The organism is Paraclostridium bifermentans, from assembly GCF_019916025.1.
GTDB lineage: Bacteria > Bacillota > Clostridia > Peptostreptococcales > Peptostreptococcaceae > Paraclostridium > Paraclostridium bifermentans.
The window spans coordinates 2609718-2630583 of record NZ_CP079737.1 but is presented as its reverse complement, the minus strand read 5'-3'; the positions used below and the strand labels follow the sequence as shown (position 1 = coordinate 2630583).

At 28.4% G+C, this 20866-nt stretch carries 21 protein-coding genes; all 21 read left to right on the top strand.

Going from position 1 to position 20866, the window contains the following annotated elements:
• The 21 genes from xseA to KXZ80_RS12570 all read left to right on the top strand — a co-directional run bounded on the left by xseA (position 1) and on the right by KXZ80_RS12570 (position 20739).
• A complete protein-coding gene (xseA, locus tag KXZ80_RS12670) occupies positions 1–1197 on the top strand; it encodes an exodeoxyribonuclease VII large subunit (RefSeq protein ID WP_021433819.1) in 1197 nt (398 codons plus the stop codon).
• A 12-nt stretch (positions 1198–1209) separates the two neighbouring features.
• Positions 1210–1425, top strand: coding sequence for an exodeoxyribonuclease VII small subunit (gene xseB / locus KXZ80_RS12665; protein ID WP_021433818.1), 216 nt, complete (start codon positions 1210–1212; stop codon positions 1423–1425).
• Positions 1426–1427: 2 nt separating this feature from the next.
• The gene (locus KXZ80_RS12660; protein WP_021433817.1) at positions 1428–2315 is read left to right on the top strand and encodes a polyprenyl synthetase family protein; all 888 of its coding nucleotides are present in this window, start codon (positions 1428–1430) and stop codon (positions 2313–2315) included.
• Positions 2316–2324: 9 nt separating this feature from the next.
• Entirely contained in the window at positions 2325–2762 is a 438-nt protein-coding gene (locus tag KXZ80_RS12655) for a divergent PAP2 family protein (protein WP_021433816.1), read from the top strand.
• 43 nt (positions 2763–2805) lie between these two features.
• Positions 2806–4668, top strand: a complete 1863-nt coding sequence (gene dxs / locus KXZ80_RS12650) for a 1-deoxy-D-xylulose-5-phosphate synthase (RefSeq protein ID WP_021433815.1) — start codon at positions 2806–2808, stop codon at positions 4666–4668.
• 13 nt (positions 4669–4681) lie between these two features.
• A complete protein-coding gene (locus KXZ80_RS12645; RefSeq protein ID WP_021433814.1) occupies positions 4682–5491 on the top strand; it encodes a TlyA family RNA methyltransferase in 810 nt (269 codons plus the stop codon).
• A gap of 18 nt (positions 5492–5509) precedes the next feature.
• Complete coding sequence (gene recN, locus KXZ80_RS12640; RefSeq protein ID WP_038285359.1) at positions 5510–7195, top strand: DNA repair protein RecN; 1686 nt, start codon at positions 5510–5512, stop codon at positions 7193–7195.
• 102 nt (positions 7196–7297) lie between these two features.
• A complete protein-coding gene (locus KXZ80_RS12635) occupies positions 7298–8281 on the top strand; it encodes a SpoIVB peptidase S55 domain-containing protein (protein ID WP_021433812.1) in 984 nt (327 codons plus the stop codon).
• A 120-nt stretch (positions 8282–8401) separates the two neighbouring features.
• Positions 8402–9220: a sporulation transcription factor Spo0A gene (gene spo0A, locus KXZ80_RS12630; protein ID WP_021433811.1), complete on the top strand. Its 819-nt coding sequence runs from the start codon at positions 8402–8404 to the stop codon at positions 9218–9220.
• Positions 9221–9316: 96 nt separating this feature from the next.
• Positions 9317–10519, top strand: coding sequence for a CCA tRNA nucleotidyltransferase (locus KXZ80_RS12625; protein ID WP_021433810.1), 1203 nt, complete (start codon positions 9317–9319; stop codon positions 10517–10519).
• A gap of 90 nt (positions 10520–10609) precedes the next feature.
• Positions 10610–11731, top strand: coding sequence for a putative cytokinetic ring protein SteA (gene steA, locus KXZ80_RS12620; protein ID WP_021433809.1), 1122 nt, complete (start codon positions 10610–10612; stop codon positions 11729–11731).
• A 19-nt stretch (positions 11732–11750) separates the two neighbouring features.
• The gene (locus KXZ80_RS12615) at positions 11751–12620 is read left to right on the top strand and encodes a copper transporter (protein ID WP_021429594.1); all 870 of its coding nucleotides are present in this window, start codon (positions 11751–11753) and stop codon (positions 12618–12620) included.
• Between the two features lie 19 nt (positions 12621–12639).
• Positions 12640–13332, top strand: coding sequence for a glycosyltransferase family 2 protein (locus KXZ80_RS12610; RefSeq protein WP_021429728.1), 693 nt, complete (start codon positions 12640–12642; stop codon positions 13330–13332).
• Between the two features lie 5 nt (positions 13333–13337).
• Positions 13338–14162, top strand: a complete 825-nt coding sequence (locus KXZ80_RS12605) for a glycosyl transferase 4 family protein (RefSeq protein WP_021433808.1) — start codon at positions 13338–13340, stop codon at positions 14160–14162.
• A gap of 4 nt (positions 14163–14166) precedes the next feature.
• Positions 14167–15264, top strand: a complete 1098-nt coding sequence (locus KXZ80_RS12600) for a DUF3866 family protein (protein WP_021433807.1) — start codon at positions 14167–14169, stop codon at positions 15262–15264.
• Positions 15236–15766 carry an NUDIX hydrolase gene (locus tag KXZ80_RS12595; RefSeq protein ID WP_021429595.1) on the top strand — a complete coding sequence of 177 codons (531 nt, stop codon included), beginning with the start codon at positions 15236–15238 and terminating at the stop codon, positions 15764–15766. The genes KXZ80_RS12600 and KXZ80_RS12595 overlap by 29 nt, the downstream gene beginning before the upstream one ends.
• Before the next feature lie 65 nt (positions 15767–15831).
• Positions 15832–16431, top strand: a complete 600-nt coding sequence (locus tag KXZ80_RS12590) for a hypothetical protein (protein WP_021433806.1) — start codon at positions 15832–15834, stop codon at positions 16429–16431.
• 12 nt (positions 16432–16443) lie between these two features.
• A complete protein-coding gene (locus tag KXZ80_RS12585) occupies positions 16444–17325 on the top strand; it encodes a tyrosine-type recombinase/integrase (RefSeq protein WP_021433805.1) in 882 nt (293 codons plus the stop codon).
• A gap of 25 nt (positions 17326–17350) precedes the next feature.
• Positions 17351–18520: a phosphopentomutase gene (locus KXZ80_RS12580; RefSeq protein ID WP_021433804.1), complete on the top strand. Its 1170-nt coding sequence runs from the start codon at positions 17351–17353 to the stop codon at positions 18518–18520.
• A 20-nt stretch (positions 18521–18540) separates the two neighbouring features.
• Positions 18541–19362, top strand: a complete 822-nt coding sequence (locus tag KXZ80_RS12575; protein WP_021429593.1) for a purine-nucleoside phosphorylase — start codon at positions 18541–18543, stop codon at positions 19360–19362.
• A gap of 51 nt (positions 19363–19413) precedes the next feature.
• Positions 19414–20739: a pyrimidine-nucleoside phosphorylase gene (locus KXZ80_RS12570; protein WP_021433803.1), complete on the top strand. Its 1326-nt coding sequence runs from the start codon at positions 19414–19416 to the stop codon at positions 20737–20739.
• Positions 20740–20866 lie beyond the last annotated feature (127 nt).

The following is a 20866-nucleotide window of genomic DNA, read 5'->3' as shown; positions in this document are numbered from 1 at the left end:
ATGAAATTAAGAGCTTTAGATGTAAGTGAAGTTAATTCATACGTAAAAAGAATCTTAACTAATGATGCAGTTTTATATAACTTAAAAGTAAAAGGTGAAATTTCAAACTTTAAAGTTCATAGCAGCAAAAATGTATATCTGACTCTGAAAGATAAATCATCTAAAATAAACTGTGTAATTTTCAAAAATAATTATGATAGTTCACTAAATTTAGAGGATGGAATGAAGGTTATAGCAACAGGATATATATCTGTGTACGAAAGAGATGGATCATATCAATTGTATATAGAAAACGTGGAATTAGATGGACTGGGGAATTTGTATATAGAATTTCTAAAATTAAAAGAAAAGCTAGGAAAAGAAGGCTTGTTTGACTATATACATAAAAAGCCTATACCTAAAATGCCTAAAAACATAGGTATAATAACATCTGAGACAGGAGCTGTTATAAAAGATATAATTAATGTTGTAAAGCGTAGGTATCCAAAAGTAAATATAAAGCTTTATTCTGTTTCAGTTCAAGGAAAAAACTCTTGTGAACAGATATGTGAAGGAATTAAATTTTTTAATAATGCTAATAATGTAGATACAATAATACTTGGAAGAGGTGGGGGATCCATAGAGGAATTATGGTCTTTTAATGAAGAGAGCGTTGCAAGAGAGATATTTAGTTCGCACATACCTATAATTTCAGCTGTAGGACATGAGACAGACTTTACAATAGCTGATTTTGTGGCTGATATGAGGGCACCTACACCATCTGCAGCTGCAGAAATAGCAACCCCAAAATTAGATGATCTATTATACAAGTTAAAAAACTCTAAAGACAGATTAGATAAGGCTCTTATAAATCAATCTAAGCTAGATAAAAATAAATTAAATAATGTTTATGATAGACTAAATACTATTGTTAAGTCTTATATAATAAGAGATAAAATTATACAAATCGATATAATATATGATAAAATAACTAATGAGATTAATGATGTAGTAAAACTTAAAAAAGGAAGTTTAGATAGTAGTGGATCTCTTTTGCATAGCTTAAGTCCACTTGCTACATTAGATAGAGGGTACAGTATAGTACAAAAGGATAAAACTACTATAAATACAATAAATAGCCTGAAAGAAAAGGATAGTATAGCAATTAAATTTAAAGATGGTACAGCTGATTGTATAATTGAAAAAATTAAAGATTAAAGAGGTATAAAAATGAATTTATCTTATGAAGAAGCTTATCAAAGACTGGAAGAAATTTTAAATAAATTGGAGTCTGGAACTACAAGTTTAGATGACTCTCTTAATTTATATGAAGAGGGAATAAGACTTTATAGTCATTGTAATAAATTATTAGATGAAGCAAATTTAAAAATAGATAAGTTTAGCAAAGATGGGAAAGAGGTACCCTTTACTATAGAGGAGGAGTAGTTATGAATTTTAAAGAAGAATTAAAAAATAGAGTTGTAAATATAGAAGATTTATTAAATGAGTATATGCCTAAAGTTGAAGGATACCAAAAAACTATATTTGACTCAATGAATTATAGTTTAAAAGCTGGAGGAAAAAGACTAAGACCAATACTTACATTAGAAGCTTGTAAACTAGTTGGGGGAAATGAAAAAGATGCATATCCATTTGCTGTAGCTATAGAAATGATACATACATATTCTTTGATACATGATGATCTTCCAGCTCTTGACAATGATGATCTTAGAAGAGGAAGAAAAACTAATCATAAAGTGTATGGAGAAGCTATGGCTATTTTAGCTGGAGATGGGCTTTTAAATTATGCTTATGAAATAATGCTTAGAGAGTCTTTAAGTAAAGGCGAGCCAGAAAAATATTTAAAAGCTATAAATGAAATCGCTAAAGCTTCTGGGGTATATGGTATGATTGGTGGACAAGTTGTTGATATTGAAAGTGAAGGTAAATCAATAGATATGGAAAAACTTGACTTTATACATATGAATAAAACAGCAGCAATAATCATTGGATGTATGAGAGCAGGAGCTATAATTGGTGGAGCAAGTGAAGAAGAGTTAGAAAATGTAACTAAATATGCAAAAAACATAGGATTATCATTCCAAATAGTTGATGATATATTAGATATTGTTGGAGATGAGGCTAAGCTTGGTAAAAAAGTAGGAAGCGATATAGATAATGAAAAATCTACTTATCCATCACTTATAGGACTTGAAAAGTCAAAAGAAACTGCTAATAAATTAATAGCAGAAGCTAAAATGAGTATTGATTATATAAATAAAGATAGTGAGTTTTTAAACAACTTAGCTGATTATATAGTAGATAGAGAGTATTAAGGAGGAACGATGAGCTTTATTTCAGAAATTTTTAGCAACAAAGTGTTGCTTATAAGTATGTTTGCTTGTTTCTTGGCACAACTTTTTAAGATTTTTACAGGAGATCAAAAAAAGATTCAAATATCTAGGATATTTACTTCTGGGGGTATGCCAAGTTCTCATAGTTCTTTTGTTACATCCTTATCTACATTAGTAGGAATGGATTGTGGGTTTAATTCAACAGAATTCGCAGTAGTTGCAGTGTTTTCTATGATAATAATGTATGATGCATCTGGAGTAAGACGTGCAGTTGGAAAGCAAGCAGTAATATTAAATCAAATTGTAGATGATTTACAGCATAAAAAGCATATTGAACAAAAAAAATTAAAGGAATTAGTAGGACATACGCCAGTAGAAGTTTTTTTTGGCGCTATTTTAGGAATTATTACAGCATTGGTATTTAATTAAAGTATTAATGCTAAAAACTACTTAGATAAAAGGTGAGAAAGTTATGTATAATTATTTAAATAATGTAAATTCTCCTAAAGATATAAAAAAAATGAGCACTAAAGAGCTAGATTTACTAGCTAAAGACATAAGAAAATTTTTAGTGAGATCAGTTTCTAAGACAGGTGGACATTTAGCATCTAATTTAGGTGTTGTAGAGCTTACTTTAGCACTACATAAGGTATTTGATAGTCCAAAAGATAAATTTATATGGGATGTAGGACACCAGGCTTATGTTCACAAGATACTTACAGGAAGAAAAGATCAGTTTGATACATTAAGACAATTTAATGGATTAAGTGGATTCCCGAAAGAATGCGAAAGTGAACATGATATATTTGATACAGGGCACAGTAGTACATCTATATCTGTAGGAAGTGGAATTGCATGTGCTAGAGATATAAAAGGCGAAGATTTTTCTGTAGTTTCTATAATTGGAGATGGATCAATAACAGGAGGAATGGCTTTAGAGGCTCTTAACCATATAGGATATATAAATACGAATATGATAGTAATATTAAATGACAATGAAATGTCTATAGATGAAAATGTTGGAGGGATGTCTAAACATTTATCATCTATTATAAAAAACTCAACTGTCAATAAGGTTAAAGATGAAGTTGAAAAAATATTAAATGTTACTCCTGGAGGCAATATACTATCTAAAACGGCGAGCAAAGTAAAAGATAGCATAAAAGGAAACTTTACATTACAAGAATGTGCTTTTTTTGATTCTTTAGGAATAACATACTTAGGGCCTATAGATGGACATGACATAGATGAAATAGTAAAAACATTAGAAAAAGCAAAACAACAAAATGGACCAATATTACTTCATGTGATAACTAAAAAAGGTAAAGGCTACAAGTTTGCAGAAGATGAGCCACATAAATACCATGGAGTTTCTAAATTTGATATAAAAACTGGATTAAAGCCATCTTCATCAAAGAGTATATCTTCAGTAGTAGGAGAAAAGTTAATAGACCTTGCAACTAAGGATGAAAATGTTGTTGCTATAACAGCTGCTATGCCATCAGGAACAGGCTTAAATAAGTTTTCTGAAATATACCCAAACAGATATTATGACGTTGGTATTGCAGAACAACATGCAGTTACATTTAGTTCAGGACTAGCAAAAGCTGGAATGAAACCATATTTTGCAGTATACTCATCTTTCTTACAAAGAGCATATGATCAAATAATACATGATATTGCTATAACAAGTAAGAATGTAACTTTACTTATAGATAGAGCGGGACTTGTAGGTAATGATGGAGAAACACACCATGGAATATTTGATTTAAGCTATTTAAATAATATACCTAACATGACTGTGATGGCTCCTAAAGATACAAAGGAACTAGAGCTAATGATGGATTTATCTTTAGAAATAGAAGGACCTATGGCTATTAGATATCCAAGAGGAAGTAGTTACTTTGTGGATAAGGGTGAGTACAAGCCTATAAAAGTTGGTACATATGAGCTATTAAGCGAAGGTAAAGACATTGCTATATTAGCAATAGGTAATATGGTTAAGCAGTCAATTGAAGCAGTAGACATATTAAATAAATCAGGTATTAATCCAACTTTAGTTAGTGCAAGATTTTTAAAGCCTATAGATGAAAAATTGATAATGGATTTAGCTAAAAATCATAAATATATTGTTACTGTAGAAGACAATGTACTTACAGGTGGATTTGGAAGTAGAATAAACAAATTTATTATAGACAATAAACTTGATAACGAGATTATTAATATTGGAATTAAAGATGAATTTATTCCTCACGGGGATGTTAACGTATTATATGAACAATGTGGAATCTCACCTTCAGGTATAGCTCAACAAATTGAGAGTTTATTAAGATAGAAAGGTAATTTATATGAAAAAAAGAATAGACGTATTACTTGTAGAACAAGGATATTTTGACAGTAGAGAAAGAGCTAAAAAAGCTATAATGGCTGGACTAGTATTTGTAGACAATCAAAGATGTGATAAGGCTGGCTCAGAGGTTAAAGAGGAAAGTAAAATAGAAGTAAAAGGGAATCCTATACCATATGTTAGTAGAGGTGGACTAAAGCTTGAAAAGGCAATGAAAAACTTTGATATAACATTAGAGAACAAAGTTTGTTTAGATATAGGAGCATCAACAGGTGGATTTACAGATTGTATGCTTCAAAATGGAGCAAAAAAAGTATTTTCAATAGATGTGGGGTATGGACAACTTGCTTGGAAACTTAGACAAGATGAGAGAGTTGTATGTATGGAGAGAACAAACATAAGACATGTAACTATAGAAGATACTAAAGAATTTGGACAATTTGCATCTATAGATGTTTCTTTTATATCACTTAAATTAGTTTTACCAAAAGCAAAAGAATTATTAGATCCAAGTGGACAAGTAGTAGCATTAATAAAACCTCAATTTGAAGCTGGAAGAGAAAAAGTTGGTAAAAAAGGTGTAGTAAGAGAAAAATCTACACATATAGAAGTTATAGAAAAAGTAGCAGATTTTGCAGCAGAAATCGGGTTTACTATATTAGGATTAGATTACTCTCCTATAAAAGGACCTGAAGGAAATATTGAATATTTAATTCATTTAAAAAACTCTAATGAAGGTTATGAATACAATAAAGAAGAGTTTAAAATAACTATAGATAAAGTTGTAGACAATTCACATAATTTAATGTAATAAAGAGGGGGATTTAAATTGATCCTTGAATTATATATGAAAAACTGTGCATTAATAGAGGAACTAAGGCTAGATATAGACAAAAATCTAAACATATTAACTGGAGAAACTGGATCAGGTAAATCTATAATAATAGGAGCTTTAGGTTTGTGTCTAGGTGGTAAATATGATAGATCCTTTTTAAGAAAAGGCACAGAAAAAGGTTTAGTAGAAGCTTTATTTGATGTTAATAATCAAAAGCTTAAAGAGAAGCTACTAGAAAATGGAATAGATATAGAAGAGGATAATCAAATAATAATAAGTAAAGAAATATTTGATGACGGAAAAAGTATATCAAGAATAAATGGAAGAAATGTAAAAGTATCATTTTTAAAAGAAATTTCTAACTACTTAATTGATATACATGGACAACATCAAAATCAAGTTTTATTTGATAAAGATACACATATTGATTTTTTAGACTTATTTGGAGAAGAACTCTTATATGAATCTAAAAGTGATTATGAAAAGACATATATTGAATACAATGAAGTGAAAAAAGCTTTAAATGTACTAACAGAAAATAAAGACGATATGCAAATTCAAAGAGAAATAGACTTGATAAAATTTCAAATAAATGAAATAGAATCAGCAAACTTAAATGAAAATGAATATGAAGATTTATTAAAACAAAGAGACGTCTATAGAAATGGTGAAAAGATTTTTACTAACTTAAATAATGCATATTTAAATTTATATGATGGAAGTATAAATTCTGTAGATCTTATATCTAAATCACTAGGTGATTTAGGTGCCATAGCTCAATATGATGAAAAATTAAATGATTTTAATGATACAATAGAGCGAATAATGTATGAGCTTCAAGATATATCTAGAGACATTAGAAGTTATAAAGAAAACATTGATTTTTCACCTTATGAATTAGAACAAATAGAGCAGAGAGTAGATGAAATAAATACTCTTAGAAGAAAATATGGAGATACGATAGAAGAAATTTTAGCATACAAAGATAAAATAAATGAAAGATTAGATGAAATATTAAATAGAGATGAAAAAGTTGAAGAGTTAAAATTAAAGCTTAAAAAAATAGAAGACATTTTAGTAATTAAAGCTGAAAAATTAACTCAGAAAAGAAAAGAAGTTGCAAGAAACCTTCAAGAAAAACTATTGTATGAGCTTAAAAGCTTAAACATGAAAAATGTAGTTTTTGAAGTTTCATTTGGTAAATCTACATTTAATGCAAAAGGACAAGATGATATAGAATTTATGATTTCATTCAATCTAGGTGAAGATATAAAGCCTATATATAAGGTAGCATCAGGAGGAGAGATGTCTAGATTTATGTTAGCGTTTAAGACGATTTTAGCGGACATAGATGAAATAGATACTCTTGTGTTTGATGAAATAGATACAGGTATAAGTGGTATAGCAGCTCAGATTGTTGGAGAAAAATTATCATTGATAGCTAAGAAAAAGCAAATCATTTGTATAACGCATTTACCTCAAATTGCAGCAAATGCAGACACTCACTATTGTATTGAGAAAAAGACATCTAATGAACGAACATTTACTGTTATAAGTAGACTTGACGATAATCAAAGAAAAGATGAAATAGCAAGACTTATAGCAGGAAGTAATATAACTGAAAAAACAATGGAGCATGCTAGTGAAATAATAGAACTTGCAAAAAAAGTACCTAATTAATTAGGTGCTTTTTTTGCGTAAAATTATATTTAGATTAAACTGGATAAAAATAAATGAAAAATGGAACTATATGTATATAAATTTATGAAGGGACGATATAAAATGAAAAAAATATATATAGTTTTATCTTTAGTCTTAATAATACCTATATTTATATTGGGAATATCGAAACCAGAAAATAAAAAAGAAACAAGATATTTAGTTCCACTTGGAAATGTTGTAGGTATAAGGGCTAACACAGATGGAATATTAGTATTAGAAAATGAAGATACGAGTGTTGATTATATAGCTGGAGTGGAAGCTGGAGATAATATAATCAGTATAAATGGAATTAATGTATATAGTAGTAAAGATGTAAAAAGAGTTTTGCATAACTATAATAAAGATTTAGTTGAGATAATAATCGACAGGGATGGAGAACTAATATCAAAGCAAATTCCAGTTAAAAAAGAAAACAATGAATATAAACTTGGAATTTGGATTAGAGATAAAATTTCTGGAATAGGAACTATGACATTTTATAATCCGCAAAACAATACATTTTCGGCATTAGGACATCCGATAAAAGATGTAGATACAAATGAATTGATAAAAGTTAAGAGTGGAAATATATACAATGCTGAAGACATTTCGATTGAAAAGGGAAGAGTTAAACATGTAGGGCAAATAAAAGCTGAATTTGATGGCGATAAACCGATAGGTAATTTTAAAAAAAATAACAGTTTTGGAATAAGTGGCAATTTAACGACATATGATAATGAAGGAAAAGAAAAAATGTTAGAAGTTGGTGACAGTAAAGATATAAAGCTTGGACCAGCGATAATTTTATTTCAAAATAAAGATGGAAAAATCGGACAATATCAAATAAACATAAAAAAAATTAAATATAATAACAAAAAAGATGATAAAGATATGGTGATTGAAGTAGTAGATGAGAGATTGATAAATTATACTGGTGGTATAGTTCAAGGAATGAGTGGAGCACCTATCATACAAAATGATAAAATAATTGGGGCTGTTACGCATGTTTTTATAGATAACTCTAAAATAGGATATGGAATTTTTATAGATAAGATGATAATATAAGTATATATATAAAAATAAAAATAAACAGAAGGAATATAAATATTAAATGTCGAATAGGTTATTAGTGAAAAATTAGAAAATATTTAAATAAATTTATAATTCTATGGGGGGAAAAATTTAATGAGCGAAAAAATAAAAATAGTTTTAGCAGATGACAACAGGGATTTTTGTCAAGTATTAAGAGAGTATTTATCTAATGAGGATGATATTGAAATATTAGGAATTGCAAAGGATGGAATAGAAGCTTTAGATTTAGTTTCAAGAACACAACCAGATGTATTAGTTTTAGATGTTATAATGCCACATCTTGATGGTTTAGGGGTAATTGAAAAACTAAATGCTATGAACTTGCCTAAAATGCCTAAGATAATAGTATTATCTGCAGTAGGTCAAGATAAAATAACACAAAGTGCAATAAACTTAGGAGCAGACTATTACATAGTTAAACCTTTTGACTTTGTAATATTTATAAATAGAATAAGAGGATTAGTTTCAAATAAAAATACAGTAGTAGATTCTAATTCAAGATTAAATAATAATATGGATATAAAAATGACTAAAACTGATTTCGTTAAAAATGTAGGAAATATAGAAACTGAAATAACAAATATAATACACGAAATAGGAGTTCCAGCTCATATAAAAGGATATTTATATTTAAGAGAAGCTATAAAAATGGTTATAGACAATGTTGAATTATTAGGAGCAGTAACAAAGGAACTATACCCAAGTATAGCTAAAAAGTTTAACACAACTCCAAGTAGGGTTGAAAGAGCTATAAGACATGCAATAGAAGTTGCATGGAGCAGAGGTAAGGTTGACACTATAAATCAATTATTTGGATATACAGTTCATAATACAAAAGGGAAACCAACAAACTCAGAGTTTATAGCAATGATTGCAGATAAATTAAGATTAGAACACAGTATGGTTAAATAATAAATTATGAAAAATAAAGTCTTCATAAATTGAAGGCTTTATTTTTTTGTGTAAATGTATAAAATATATAGTAATTTACTAAACTGAGGTGAAATAATGAAAATAAATATACCAACTGATGTAAAAGAGATAATAGATGATATATATGAAAGTGGATATGAGGCTTATATAGTAGGCGGATGTGTAAGAGACTCAATTGTAGGAATAAAACCTAACGATTACGATATAACAACAAATGCAAAACCTACAGACACAATAAGTATATTTAAAAATTATAAAATAATTGAAACTGGAATAAAGCATGGAACAATAACTTTAATAAAAAATAAAAATGAATATGAAATTACAACATATAGAATTGATGGAACATACGCTGACAACCGAAGACCTGAATATGTAGAGTTTACAAGGGATATAATAGAAGATTTAAAAAGACGCGATTTTACTATAAACTCTATTGCCTACAATCATAAAGTAGGTATAGTTGATGCGTTTGATGGGATAGAAGATATAAATAAAAAAATAATAAGAACAGTTGGAAATCCAGATGAAAGATTTAAAGAAGATGGGCTTAGGATAATAAGAGCTGTTAGATTTAGTTCTAAACTTAATTTCAAAATAGATAGCAAAACATTGGAAAGTATTTATGAAAATATAAAATTAATAAAAAATATAAGCTCAGAAAGAATACAAGAGGAATTAAATAAAATTTTACTTAGTAATTATCCTGAAAAAATATATATACTTTACGATGCAAAAATGTTTGATATATTTGAAATGAAAAATATAAAAATGAACAAAAATGACTTAGCTAAACTTAAGTCGAGTAAAAAAGATTTAGTGATAAGATTAAGTATATTTATATATATTCTAGGGGACATTAACGAAAGCAAAAAAATATTGGAATTATTAAGATATTCTAACAAAATAAAAAGTCAATGCATTACAATTTTAGATAATCTAGATAGTAAAATAATCGATGATAAAGTTTCTATAAAGATTTATTTAAAGGAAATAGGACATGAAAGTCTAAATTATTTATTATATGTAAAAAAAGTATTAGATATAGAATTTGAAAAAAAATATTATGACAAAATAAATAATTTAATTAAAGAAATTGATTTAAATAAAGAATGTTATTCATTAAAAGAATTAGCACTAAATGGAAGGGATTTAAATGCTTTAGGCTATAAAGGCAAGGAAATAGGTGAAAAATTAAACTTTTTACTATATAATGTGATTGAAAATCCTAATATAAACAATAAAACAGATTTAATTAATATTATAAATAGCTTATAAGAAGGGCGCGTAATTTTAATTATTTAAATTGTTGTAAAATAATGCTATAATGTAATGTGATTTCAAAAACGAAAATTGGAGGTTTTAAGTATGAGAGTCGAAGCCCCTATTAAGGTAGACAGAAAAACAAAAAGGCTTGCAAAGCGACTTACTGGCGGAGAAATAGCAGTTATAAATCATAAAGATGTAGATGAAGTTGCTGCAAATTCATTAGTAGAGGGAAAGATAAAACTTGTTATAAATGCATCTCAATCTATAAGTGGTAGATACCCAAATAAAGGACCTGGAATACTTGTAGATAAAAATATACTTATTGTAGATAATGTAGGTGAAGAACTATTCAACAACTTACAGGAGGGGCAAATAATAGAAGTTATAGATGGAAAAATCTATAGAGATGGAGAATTATTAGGCCAAGGAGAAGTATTAGATAAAGACGAAGTTGATAACAAGATAAGATTGGCATATGAAAACTTATCTGTAGAGTTGGATAGATTTATAGATAATACTATAGATTATGCTAAAAAAGAAAAAGGACTTATTCTTGGAGAAGTTGAAATACCAAAAGTAAGTACAGATTACAAGAACAGACATGTATTGATAGTTGTTAGAGGTCAAGACTATAAGCAAGACCTAAGCACAATATTATCGTACATAGAAGAAATGAAACCTATACTAGTAGGTGTAGATGGTGGAGCTGACGCTTTAATAGAGTTTGGATATACTCCAGACGTAATTGTAGGAGATATGGATAGTGTAAGTGATGAAGCTTTACAAAAAGCAAAAGAAATAGTTGTTCATGCATACACAGACGGAAGAGCACCTGGACTTAAGAGAGTACAAGACTTAGGATTGGAAGCTGTGGTATTTCCTGCGCCTGGAACAAGTGAGGATATAGCTATGCTTACTGCTTATGAGTATAAGGCTGAACTTATAGTAGCTGTAGGGACACATTCTAATATGATAGACTTCTTAGAAAAAGGAAGACCTGGTATGGCTAGTACATTTTTAGTAAGACTAAAAATAGGATCGAAGCTAATAGATGCAAAAGGTGTAAACTTATTATATAGAAGTAAATTAAAATTAAAGTATATATGGGCACTTATAGCAACTGCTTTATTCCCAGTTTTAATACTTGCATCATTCTCTCCAAGTGTTCAACAATTTATGCACTTGATGGAATTAAAAATGAGACTACTATTACAGATGTAATTAATTGAGGAGGATTAACATGCATATAAATATGAAGTATTATATAGTAACGATAGGTGCTATATTTATTGCATTAGGAATAGGAATGCTAGTAGGATTTAACTTAAATTATGATCAAGAACTTAGCAAGCAACAAGCTGCTATAATAGATGATTTAGATGCTAAATTTGAAGACATAAAAACAACAAATGATGAATTAGAAGGTAAACTAGACAAAAAAGAAAGTGAATACAAAAAACTAGTAAATTATTTAAATCAAAATTATTTAGTATTAATAAAAGACCAATTACAAGGTAAAAATGTAGGAATAATATCAACAACAGAAAATTATGATTATACACAAGACATATCTAAGACTATAACAGATGCAAATGGAAGTGTAGCATATGATATTGTTTTAAAATCAGGGTTAACTAATAAAGATAAAATAAAAGAACTTGATAGTGCATTACAATTACAGTTAAAAACTGAAAAAGATGTAGTTAATTACATAATGAGCTGCTTAAAAGAAGAAAATGCTATGGATAAACTACAACAATTAGAAAAATTAGAGATGATAAAAATAAATTATTTATCAGATAACTATTTAGATTGTTCACAAGTTGTTATGGCAAGTGGAGATACAAATGAATCTTCTAATAAATTTACGAATATAGATAAAATAATAATAGATAAATTAAAAGAAGATGGTAAATATGTAATAGGAACTCAAAAAAGTGATGTTAAATTCTCTGATTTAGAAAACTATAAAAAAGATAAAATACCAACTATAAACAATTCTCAGCAAGGAACAGGTAAACTATCTTTAGTTTACGCTCTTAGAGATTCTGTAGAAAAAGGAAACTTTGGTATAGGAGATAAAGTAGATTCTATAATACCATTTAAGTAAAAATAAAGGAGATGTAAATATGAATCCTTATGTAAGTATAATAATACCTGCATACAATGAAGAAAATAAAATAAAAGATACTTTACTAGGAGTAGTAGATATTGAAGAAATAAATGAAATAATAGTTGTAGATGATGGTTCAAGTGATAACACTGAAAAAGCAGCTAAATCTATTGTAAATGATAAAATAAAAGTTTTTAAGTTAGATAGAAATAGAGGTAAAGGCTATGCATTAAACTATGGATTAAAAAAAGCTATGGAAAATGCAGACATAATAGGATTTTTAGATGGAGATTTAGGCAGTTCATCAAGTGAAACTATTAAGCTTATAAAACCTGTAATAAATAATGAAGTTGATGTAACAATAGCAAAATTCCCACCTGCTAAGAAAAAGGGTGGGATGGGATTTGTAAAAAGATTAGCTAAAGATTCAGTATTTGAGATGACTGGAGTAGAGTTAGATGCTACTATATCTGGGCAAAGAATATTCAAAAAAGAAGTTTTAGAAAAATTTGATGAAATACCTTTTGGTTATGGAGTTGAAGTTGGAATGACAATAGATATATTAAAGTATGGTTATTCTATAAAAGAAATTTTAGTCAATATGACACATAATGAAACAGGAAGAGATTTAAAAGGGTTTATACACAGAGGAAAACAATACTACCATATAAAGAAAATTGCTAATAAGAAGAGAAAAGAATGGAGGTAGTGTTATTGAATAATATGATACTGTATATAATAATGCTACTAGTTGGTGTAGCAACAACTTATGTTGTTATGCCATTTTTTAGAAATATGTTGGTGTCCAGTAATGTAATAAGACCAAATTATAAAAAAGATATGATACCTGTAAGTATGGGATTAGTTTTTCTACCTACGATAGTTATAAATAGTATTATTTTAATATACTTTACAACTAACCATAGCGACTTAGTATATACATTTATGTATATATTTGGGCTATTATCTATGTGCTTAGTAGGTATTTTAGACGATATTGTAGGCAACAGAGATGTAAGTGGATTAAAGGGGCATTTTAAAAGTTTATTAAAAGGACATCTTACAACGGGTGGATTTAAAGCATTATTTGGAGGATTTGTAGGCCTTGCTATATCAGTTGCAATATCTAAAAATATAGCTGATATATGTATAAATACTTTAATAATAGCTTTATCTACTAATTTAATGAATTTACTAGATTTAAGACCAGGAAGAGCAATAAAAGTATATATAGTTATAATTATAACGCTATTATTAACTTTAGTAGGTTATCCTAAAGGTTTAGTTCTTATATTATTACCGAGTGTAATCGTATACTTCTTTGATGATTTAAAAGCTAAAGCTATGATGGGAGATACAGGATCTAATGTATTAGGTATATCTATAGGAATCTTAATTGCTATAGGATACGCTAGACCTATAAGAATTGGATGGTTAGTATTTTTAGTATTTATACATGCACTTACTGAAAAATACTCTTTAACAAAAATAATAGAAAATAATAAGGTTTTAAATTTTATTGATAAACTAGGAAGGTAATCTTATGATAAGTAAAAGAATTGGAGTAGTTGAATCTATAAAAAGTAAGTCACAAAACTTAGAAGAAATAACTGTAAATATTAATGGTAATATAGAAAAAGCTTATAATTATCCTAAGATGACGGGAAGTGTAGATATAGGTGATGAAGTTGTATTAAATACAACTGCAGTTGAATTAAGTCTTGGTACAGGTGGTTATCATTTTGTAATAACTAATTTAAATAAAATAGAATCTGATATGACTCCGGGTGGTCATATTATGAAATTGAGATATACACCGTTACAGGTTAAAGTAGATTCTGTAGAGGAACAAGATAGTAAACTACATGATAAAATAAATGAGTTTAAAAGCCTAGACAACCTACCTGTTGTTGTTGGTACATTACATAGTATGCTTACTCCATTTGTTGCATCATACAAAAGACATAATCCGGATAAAAAATTAGTATATATAATGACAGATGGAGCATCTCTACCTATATACTTAAGTAAGAATGTAGAAAATCTAAAAAATAAAAAATTGATAGATGATACTATAACAATAGGTAATGCATTTGGCGGAGATTATGAATGTATAAACATTTATTCAGCATTAATAACTGCAAAAGAAGTTTTAAATGCTGATGCAGTATTTGTAAGTATGGGGCCTGGAATAGCAGGTACAGGAACTAAATATGGTTTCACAGGTATAGAACAAGGGCCAATACTAGATGCTGTTAAAAAGCTAGGAGGAACTCCTATTGCAATTCCAAGAATGAGTTTTGCAGACAAAAGAGATAGACATGTAGGTATAAGTCATCATAGTATAACTGTATTAAGCGAGATAGTAAATGTAGAAGTTAATATACCTATAGGGCTTAAAGATAAAGAAAAACTAGATTATGTAAATAACCAAATAAAAGAAAATAAATTAGCTGAAAAGCACAATATAGCATATGTAAATCCAGGCAGTACTTTAGACGATTTAAACTATTTTGAATTGAAAGTTAAGAGTATGGGTAGAAATTATGAACAAGATAGTGAATTCTTTGATGCTGCAAGTAGTGCAGCATATTACTTAATGGAGGTTTGTTATGATAATAGAAGAGCAAACAGTAAGTAGTGACAGGATATATACTGGAAAGGTTATAAGCCTGAAAGTAGATACTGTCGAAGTTCCTAAAAAAGGCTATCAAAAAAGAGAAATAATAGAACATCCTGGGGCAGTCGGAATAGTAGCTATAACTGATGATAATAAGGTTTTATTAGTTAGACAGTTTAGAAAAGCAATAGAAAAAGTTTTATGGGAAATTCCTGCTGGAAAATTAGAACAGGGAGAAAGTCCAAAAGACTGTGCTATTAGAGAACTAAAAGAAGAAACTGGATATAGTGCAAATAATATGAAATTAATACATAAATTTTATACATCATCAGGATTTTCTAATCAAAAAATATATGTTTATCTAGCTACAGACCTAGAAAAGGGTGAGTGTTGTCTAGATGAAGATGAATTTTTAGAATTACATGAAGTTAATTTAAATGATGCATATGAAATGATTAATAAAAATGATATAGAAGATGCTAAAACATCTATAGGTCTTTTGCTTGCGAAAGAACTTTTATAATTAGGAATAACCTCCTCTTCTCTTGCATAAAAATTATGTAAGAACAAAAGAGGGGGTTGTAGTTTTTGAGAAGAATAAATAGAAGAACCACATTGGATAAAATAAGTAAGGATATGATAATTATATCTAGTTTGTTTATATTATTTGTTATTTTAGGATCATTGTTAAATAAAATGTTTCCTCAATATACAGAGGTAATAAGTAATAACATAACTTATACAAATAGCTACTATGATTCAGGAATGAAAATAAAAGAAGTTTTAATGTCAAATTTTAAAATGGACTTAAGTTTATTAGCAGGTATGTCGATATGTACATTAAGCATAATTTTAGCACCTATAGCTTTAATTATTTTTGCGGTAAAAGGCTTATCGATAGGGTATACTATAAATACTTTCATAATAGCTATGAAGGCTAGTTCATTTAAAATGTTATGTGTGACACTTATTAAATTTTCGATAGTACTTCCAGGTATGATAATACTAGCATTAATATCACTTAAGTACTTTGAAGAATTTATAAAAAATGTAAGAAAACAAAATAAAACAAACTGTACATATTTAATGAAAAGGTATATAATAAACTCATTTCTTATAATAATGATTAGTGTGTCTGCACAAACTATTTTAAATGCTATATCTACAATAACACTAAAAATATTTTAAAGGGACTACAATATGCAACTACTAAATGAATATATAGAATATATAAAATCTATAAGAAAGTTGACAGAAAATACAGTTAGCTCTTACTTTATAGATATAAAAAAGTATTTAACATATATAGAAAATAAAAGTATTAACTTATTTGAATCAACAGAAAATGATATAATAAGTTATATAATAGAATTAGAAAAAAATAATGTATCTACAGCTACGATTTCTAGGAGTATATCATCTATAAAGTCTTTTTATGAATATTTATTTTTAAATAGATACATAGAAAGTAATATATCTAAAAATATAAAAAAACCTAAGATAGAAAAAAAAGAAATAGATATTTTAAGTTTAAAAGAAATAGAGGCTTTACTAGATTTTCCTGAACCTAAAAATGCAAAAGATATAAGAGACAAAGCTATATTTGAGATTTTATATGGGACAGGTATGAAAGTAACAGAGTTAATAGATTTAGATTTAGATGATGTTAATTTAGAATATGATTATATTTGTTGTGAATCAGGAAAAAATCCTAGAGTAATACCTATGTCTAAAACTACAAAAAAATATTTAGACAACTATTTAACTAAGTCAAGAAGTGAGATTTTAAAAACTAACTTTCAGGAAAAGGCTTTATTCACAAACTCTAATGGAACTAGATTTACAAGGCAAGGTCTTTGGAAATTAATAAAAAAACATGCAAAAAGAGCAAATATAAATAAAAGTATAAATCCAACTATTCTTAGAAATTCATTTGCTATACACTTATTAAATCAAGGTGCAAACATAGCTGTAGTCAGCAAAATTTTAGGAAATTCTAATTTATCAAGTTTACAATATTATTTAAATTGTATAGATAAGAATATAAGACAAGAACTAAAGGAAAAACATCCTAGAAAATAAACTAACATTTAGGAGGAAAAATTTTATGAGCAGAGTTATATGGATGATAATTGATAGTGTTGGGATAGGCGCACTTCCTGATTCAGAAAAATTTGGAGATGTAAATGTAAACACTTTGGGTAACATAGTTAAAAACTATAAAGATATAAAGTTACCTAATATGCTGAAATTAGGGTTAGGTAATATAGATGGTATTGATAGCTTAGAAGGCGTTAAAAGCCCTATAGGAGCATTTGGTAGAGCTAGTGAAGTATCTAAGGGTAAAGATACAACAACTGGACACTGGGAGATGACAGGAGTTTTAGTTGAAACACCTTTTAAAACATATGAAAATGGATTCCCAAAAGAAATAATAGATGAATTTGAAAGAAAGACAAATAGAAAAGTTATAGGTAATAAGCCTGCATCTGGAACAGCTATACTAGATGAACTAGGAGAGCAACAAATGAAAACTGGAGAAGTTATAGTATATACTTCTGCAGATAGTGTATTCCAAATTGCAGCACATGAAGAAATAATTCCTTTAGATGAATTATATAAAATGTGTGAAATCGCAAGAGAAATAATGATGGGCGATAATGCAGTTGCAAGAATAATAGCAAGACCATTTGTTGGACAACCAGGAGCATTTGAAAGAACTTCTAACAGAAGAGATTACTCTTTAAGTCCATTTGAAGATACAGTTTTAGATAATATAAAAAATTCAAACCTAGATGTTATAGGAGTTGGAAAAATAGAAGATATATTTAATAAACAAGGTATAACAGAGGCTATACATACTAAAGATAATATGGATGGAGTAGACCAAACTATAAATTACATGAAGAAAGAAAATAATGGTCTTATATTCACAAATTTAGTTGATTTTGACTCTAAATATGGTCATAGAAGAGATGTTAAAGGATATAAAGAAGCATTAGAAGAATTTGATGCTAGAATACCTGAAATATTAGAAAACATGGAAGATGATGATATATTAATTATAAACTCAGACCATGGTAATGATCCTACATACAAAGGAACTGATCATACAAGAGAATATATACCTATGTTAATTTGCGGTATAAATGTTAAGAGTGGATTAAATTTAGGAACTAGAAGCAGTTTTGCAGATATAGGAGCTACAGTTGCTGATCTATTAAATGTAAAAATGCCTAAACATGGTAAAAGTTTTAAAAATGACATTATAAAATAATTAGCTAGTTGGAGGAAAATATGAAAAATTTATATGATAAAATTCAAGAGAGTACAGATTATATAAAATCTAAAATAGAACAAGCTCCAGAAGTAGGACTTATATTAGGTTCGGGGTTAGGTGTTTTAGGTGATGAGATAGAAAATCCTGTAAAAATAAAATATGATGAAATACCAAATTTCCCAGTTTCTACAGTAGAAGGACATAATGGACAATTAGTAATAGGAACTTTACAAGGAAAAACTGTTATAGCTATGCAAGGAAGATTCCATTTTTACGAAGGATACTCAATGGAGAGCGTAACATTCCCGGTAAGAGTTATGAAAGCTTTAGGCGTTAAAACTGTAATAGTTACTAATGCAGCTGGTGGAGCAAATAAAGATTTCAAACCAGGAGATTTAATGATAATAAGAGATCATATAAACTTTAGTGGTCATCATCCGCTAATAGGATCTAATGATAATAGATTAGGAGTAAGATTCCCAGATATGTCAACAGCATATACTCCAAAGTATGTAGAATTAGCAAAGGAATGTGCTAAAGATTTAGGAATACAAGTAAGAGAAGGCGTATACACTTTCTTTAGTGGCCCAACTTATGAAACACCTGCAGAAGTTAAATTAGCTCAAATTTTAGGATCAGATGCAGTTGGAATGTCAACTGTTCCAGAAGTTATAGTAGCTAGACATTCAAACTTAGATGTTATAGGAATATCTTGTATAACAAATATGGCAGCAGGAATATTAAATCAACCTTTAAATCATGAAGAAGTTATAGAGACAACACAAAAAGTTAAATCAGAATTTTTAAACTTAGTTAAATCAATAGTTAACAAATTATAAGAATTTAACGTACTACAAAACTATAAAATAATGATACAAAGGAGACTCGTTATGAGAATTTATGACATTATAAAAAAGAAAAGAGATGGAGAAGTATTAACTAAAGAAGAAATAAACTTTTTCGTAGAGAAGTACTCTAAAGAAGAGATTCCTGATTATCAGGCATCTGCTCTTTTAATGGCTATATATATAAATAAAATGTCTAAAGAAGAAACTGCGTTTCTAACAGAGGCTATGATGAACTCAGGTGAAGTTATAGACCTATCAGCTATAAATGGAATTAAAGTGGACAAGCATAGTACAGGTGGGGTAGGAGATAAAACTACAATAGCATTAGCACCGTTAGTTGCTGCATGTAAAGCACCAGTTGCTAAGATGTCAGGAAGAGGTCTAGGGCATACTGGAGGAACATTAGATAAACTAGAAGCTATTCCTGGATTTTCTATAGAAATGGAACCAGAAAAATTTATACAATCAGTTAATAAGCATAATATAGCTGTATGTGGACAAACTGCATCTATAGCTGTGGCAGATAAAAAGATGTATGCACTTAGAGATGTAACAGCAACAGTTGATAATATATCATTAATTGCAAGTAGTATAATGTGTAAAAAATTAGCATCTGGAGCTGATGCTATAGTGTTAGATGTCAAAACTGGAGACGGTGCATTTATGAAAACTATAGACGATTCATTTGCACTGGCAAAAGAAATGGTTGATATCGGAGATAATATGAATAGAGAAACTATAGCACTTATAACTGATATGGATGAACCGCTAGGATTTGCAGTAGGGAACTCATTAGAAGTTATAGAAGCTATAGAAACTTTAAAAGGAAGAGGACCTAAAGATTTCGTAATGTTATGCGAAACATTAGGTGCATATATGTTACTATTAGCAAAAGTAGTTGATAACTTTGAAGATGGTAAAGCGAAGATTCAAGAAGCTATAACTACAGGAAGTGCACTTGATAAATTAAAAGAATTTATAGAAAATCAAGGTGGAAATAGTAATATAGTTGATGATTATTCTCTTTTACCTCAAGCAAAAGAAATAATGGAAATAAAAGCTCCGAAAACTGGTTATATAGCAAAAATAGAAGCTGAAGAAGTTGGAGTTTCTGCTATGATGCTAGGGGCAGGAAGAGAAACTAAAGAAGATGAATTAGATTTATCAGCAGGTATAGTTTTAACTAAAAAAGTTTCAGACTTTGTAAATGAAGGCGAAACAATAGCATATATGCATTACAATAAATTAGATAAAATTGAAGGAGCAAAAGATAGATTCTTAAAAGCTTATACAATATCTGATGAAAAAGTGGAAGCAGGAAAACTAGTTTATGGGGTTGTAACTAAAGATAAAACTTTAAAATTCTAATAGATATGATTAAAAAAAGCCTAACGTGTAAAAAATAACGTTAGGCTTTTTATTTAGTTTCGACAATTTTATTGAAAATTTTTATTCTTAGATTTATAATATAAAGGATATAAATATACATAAGGAG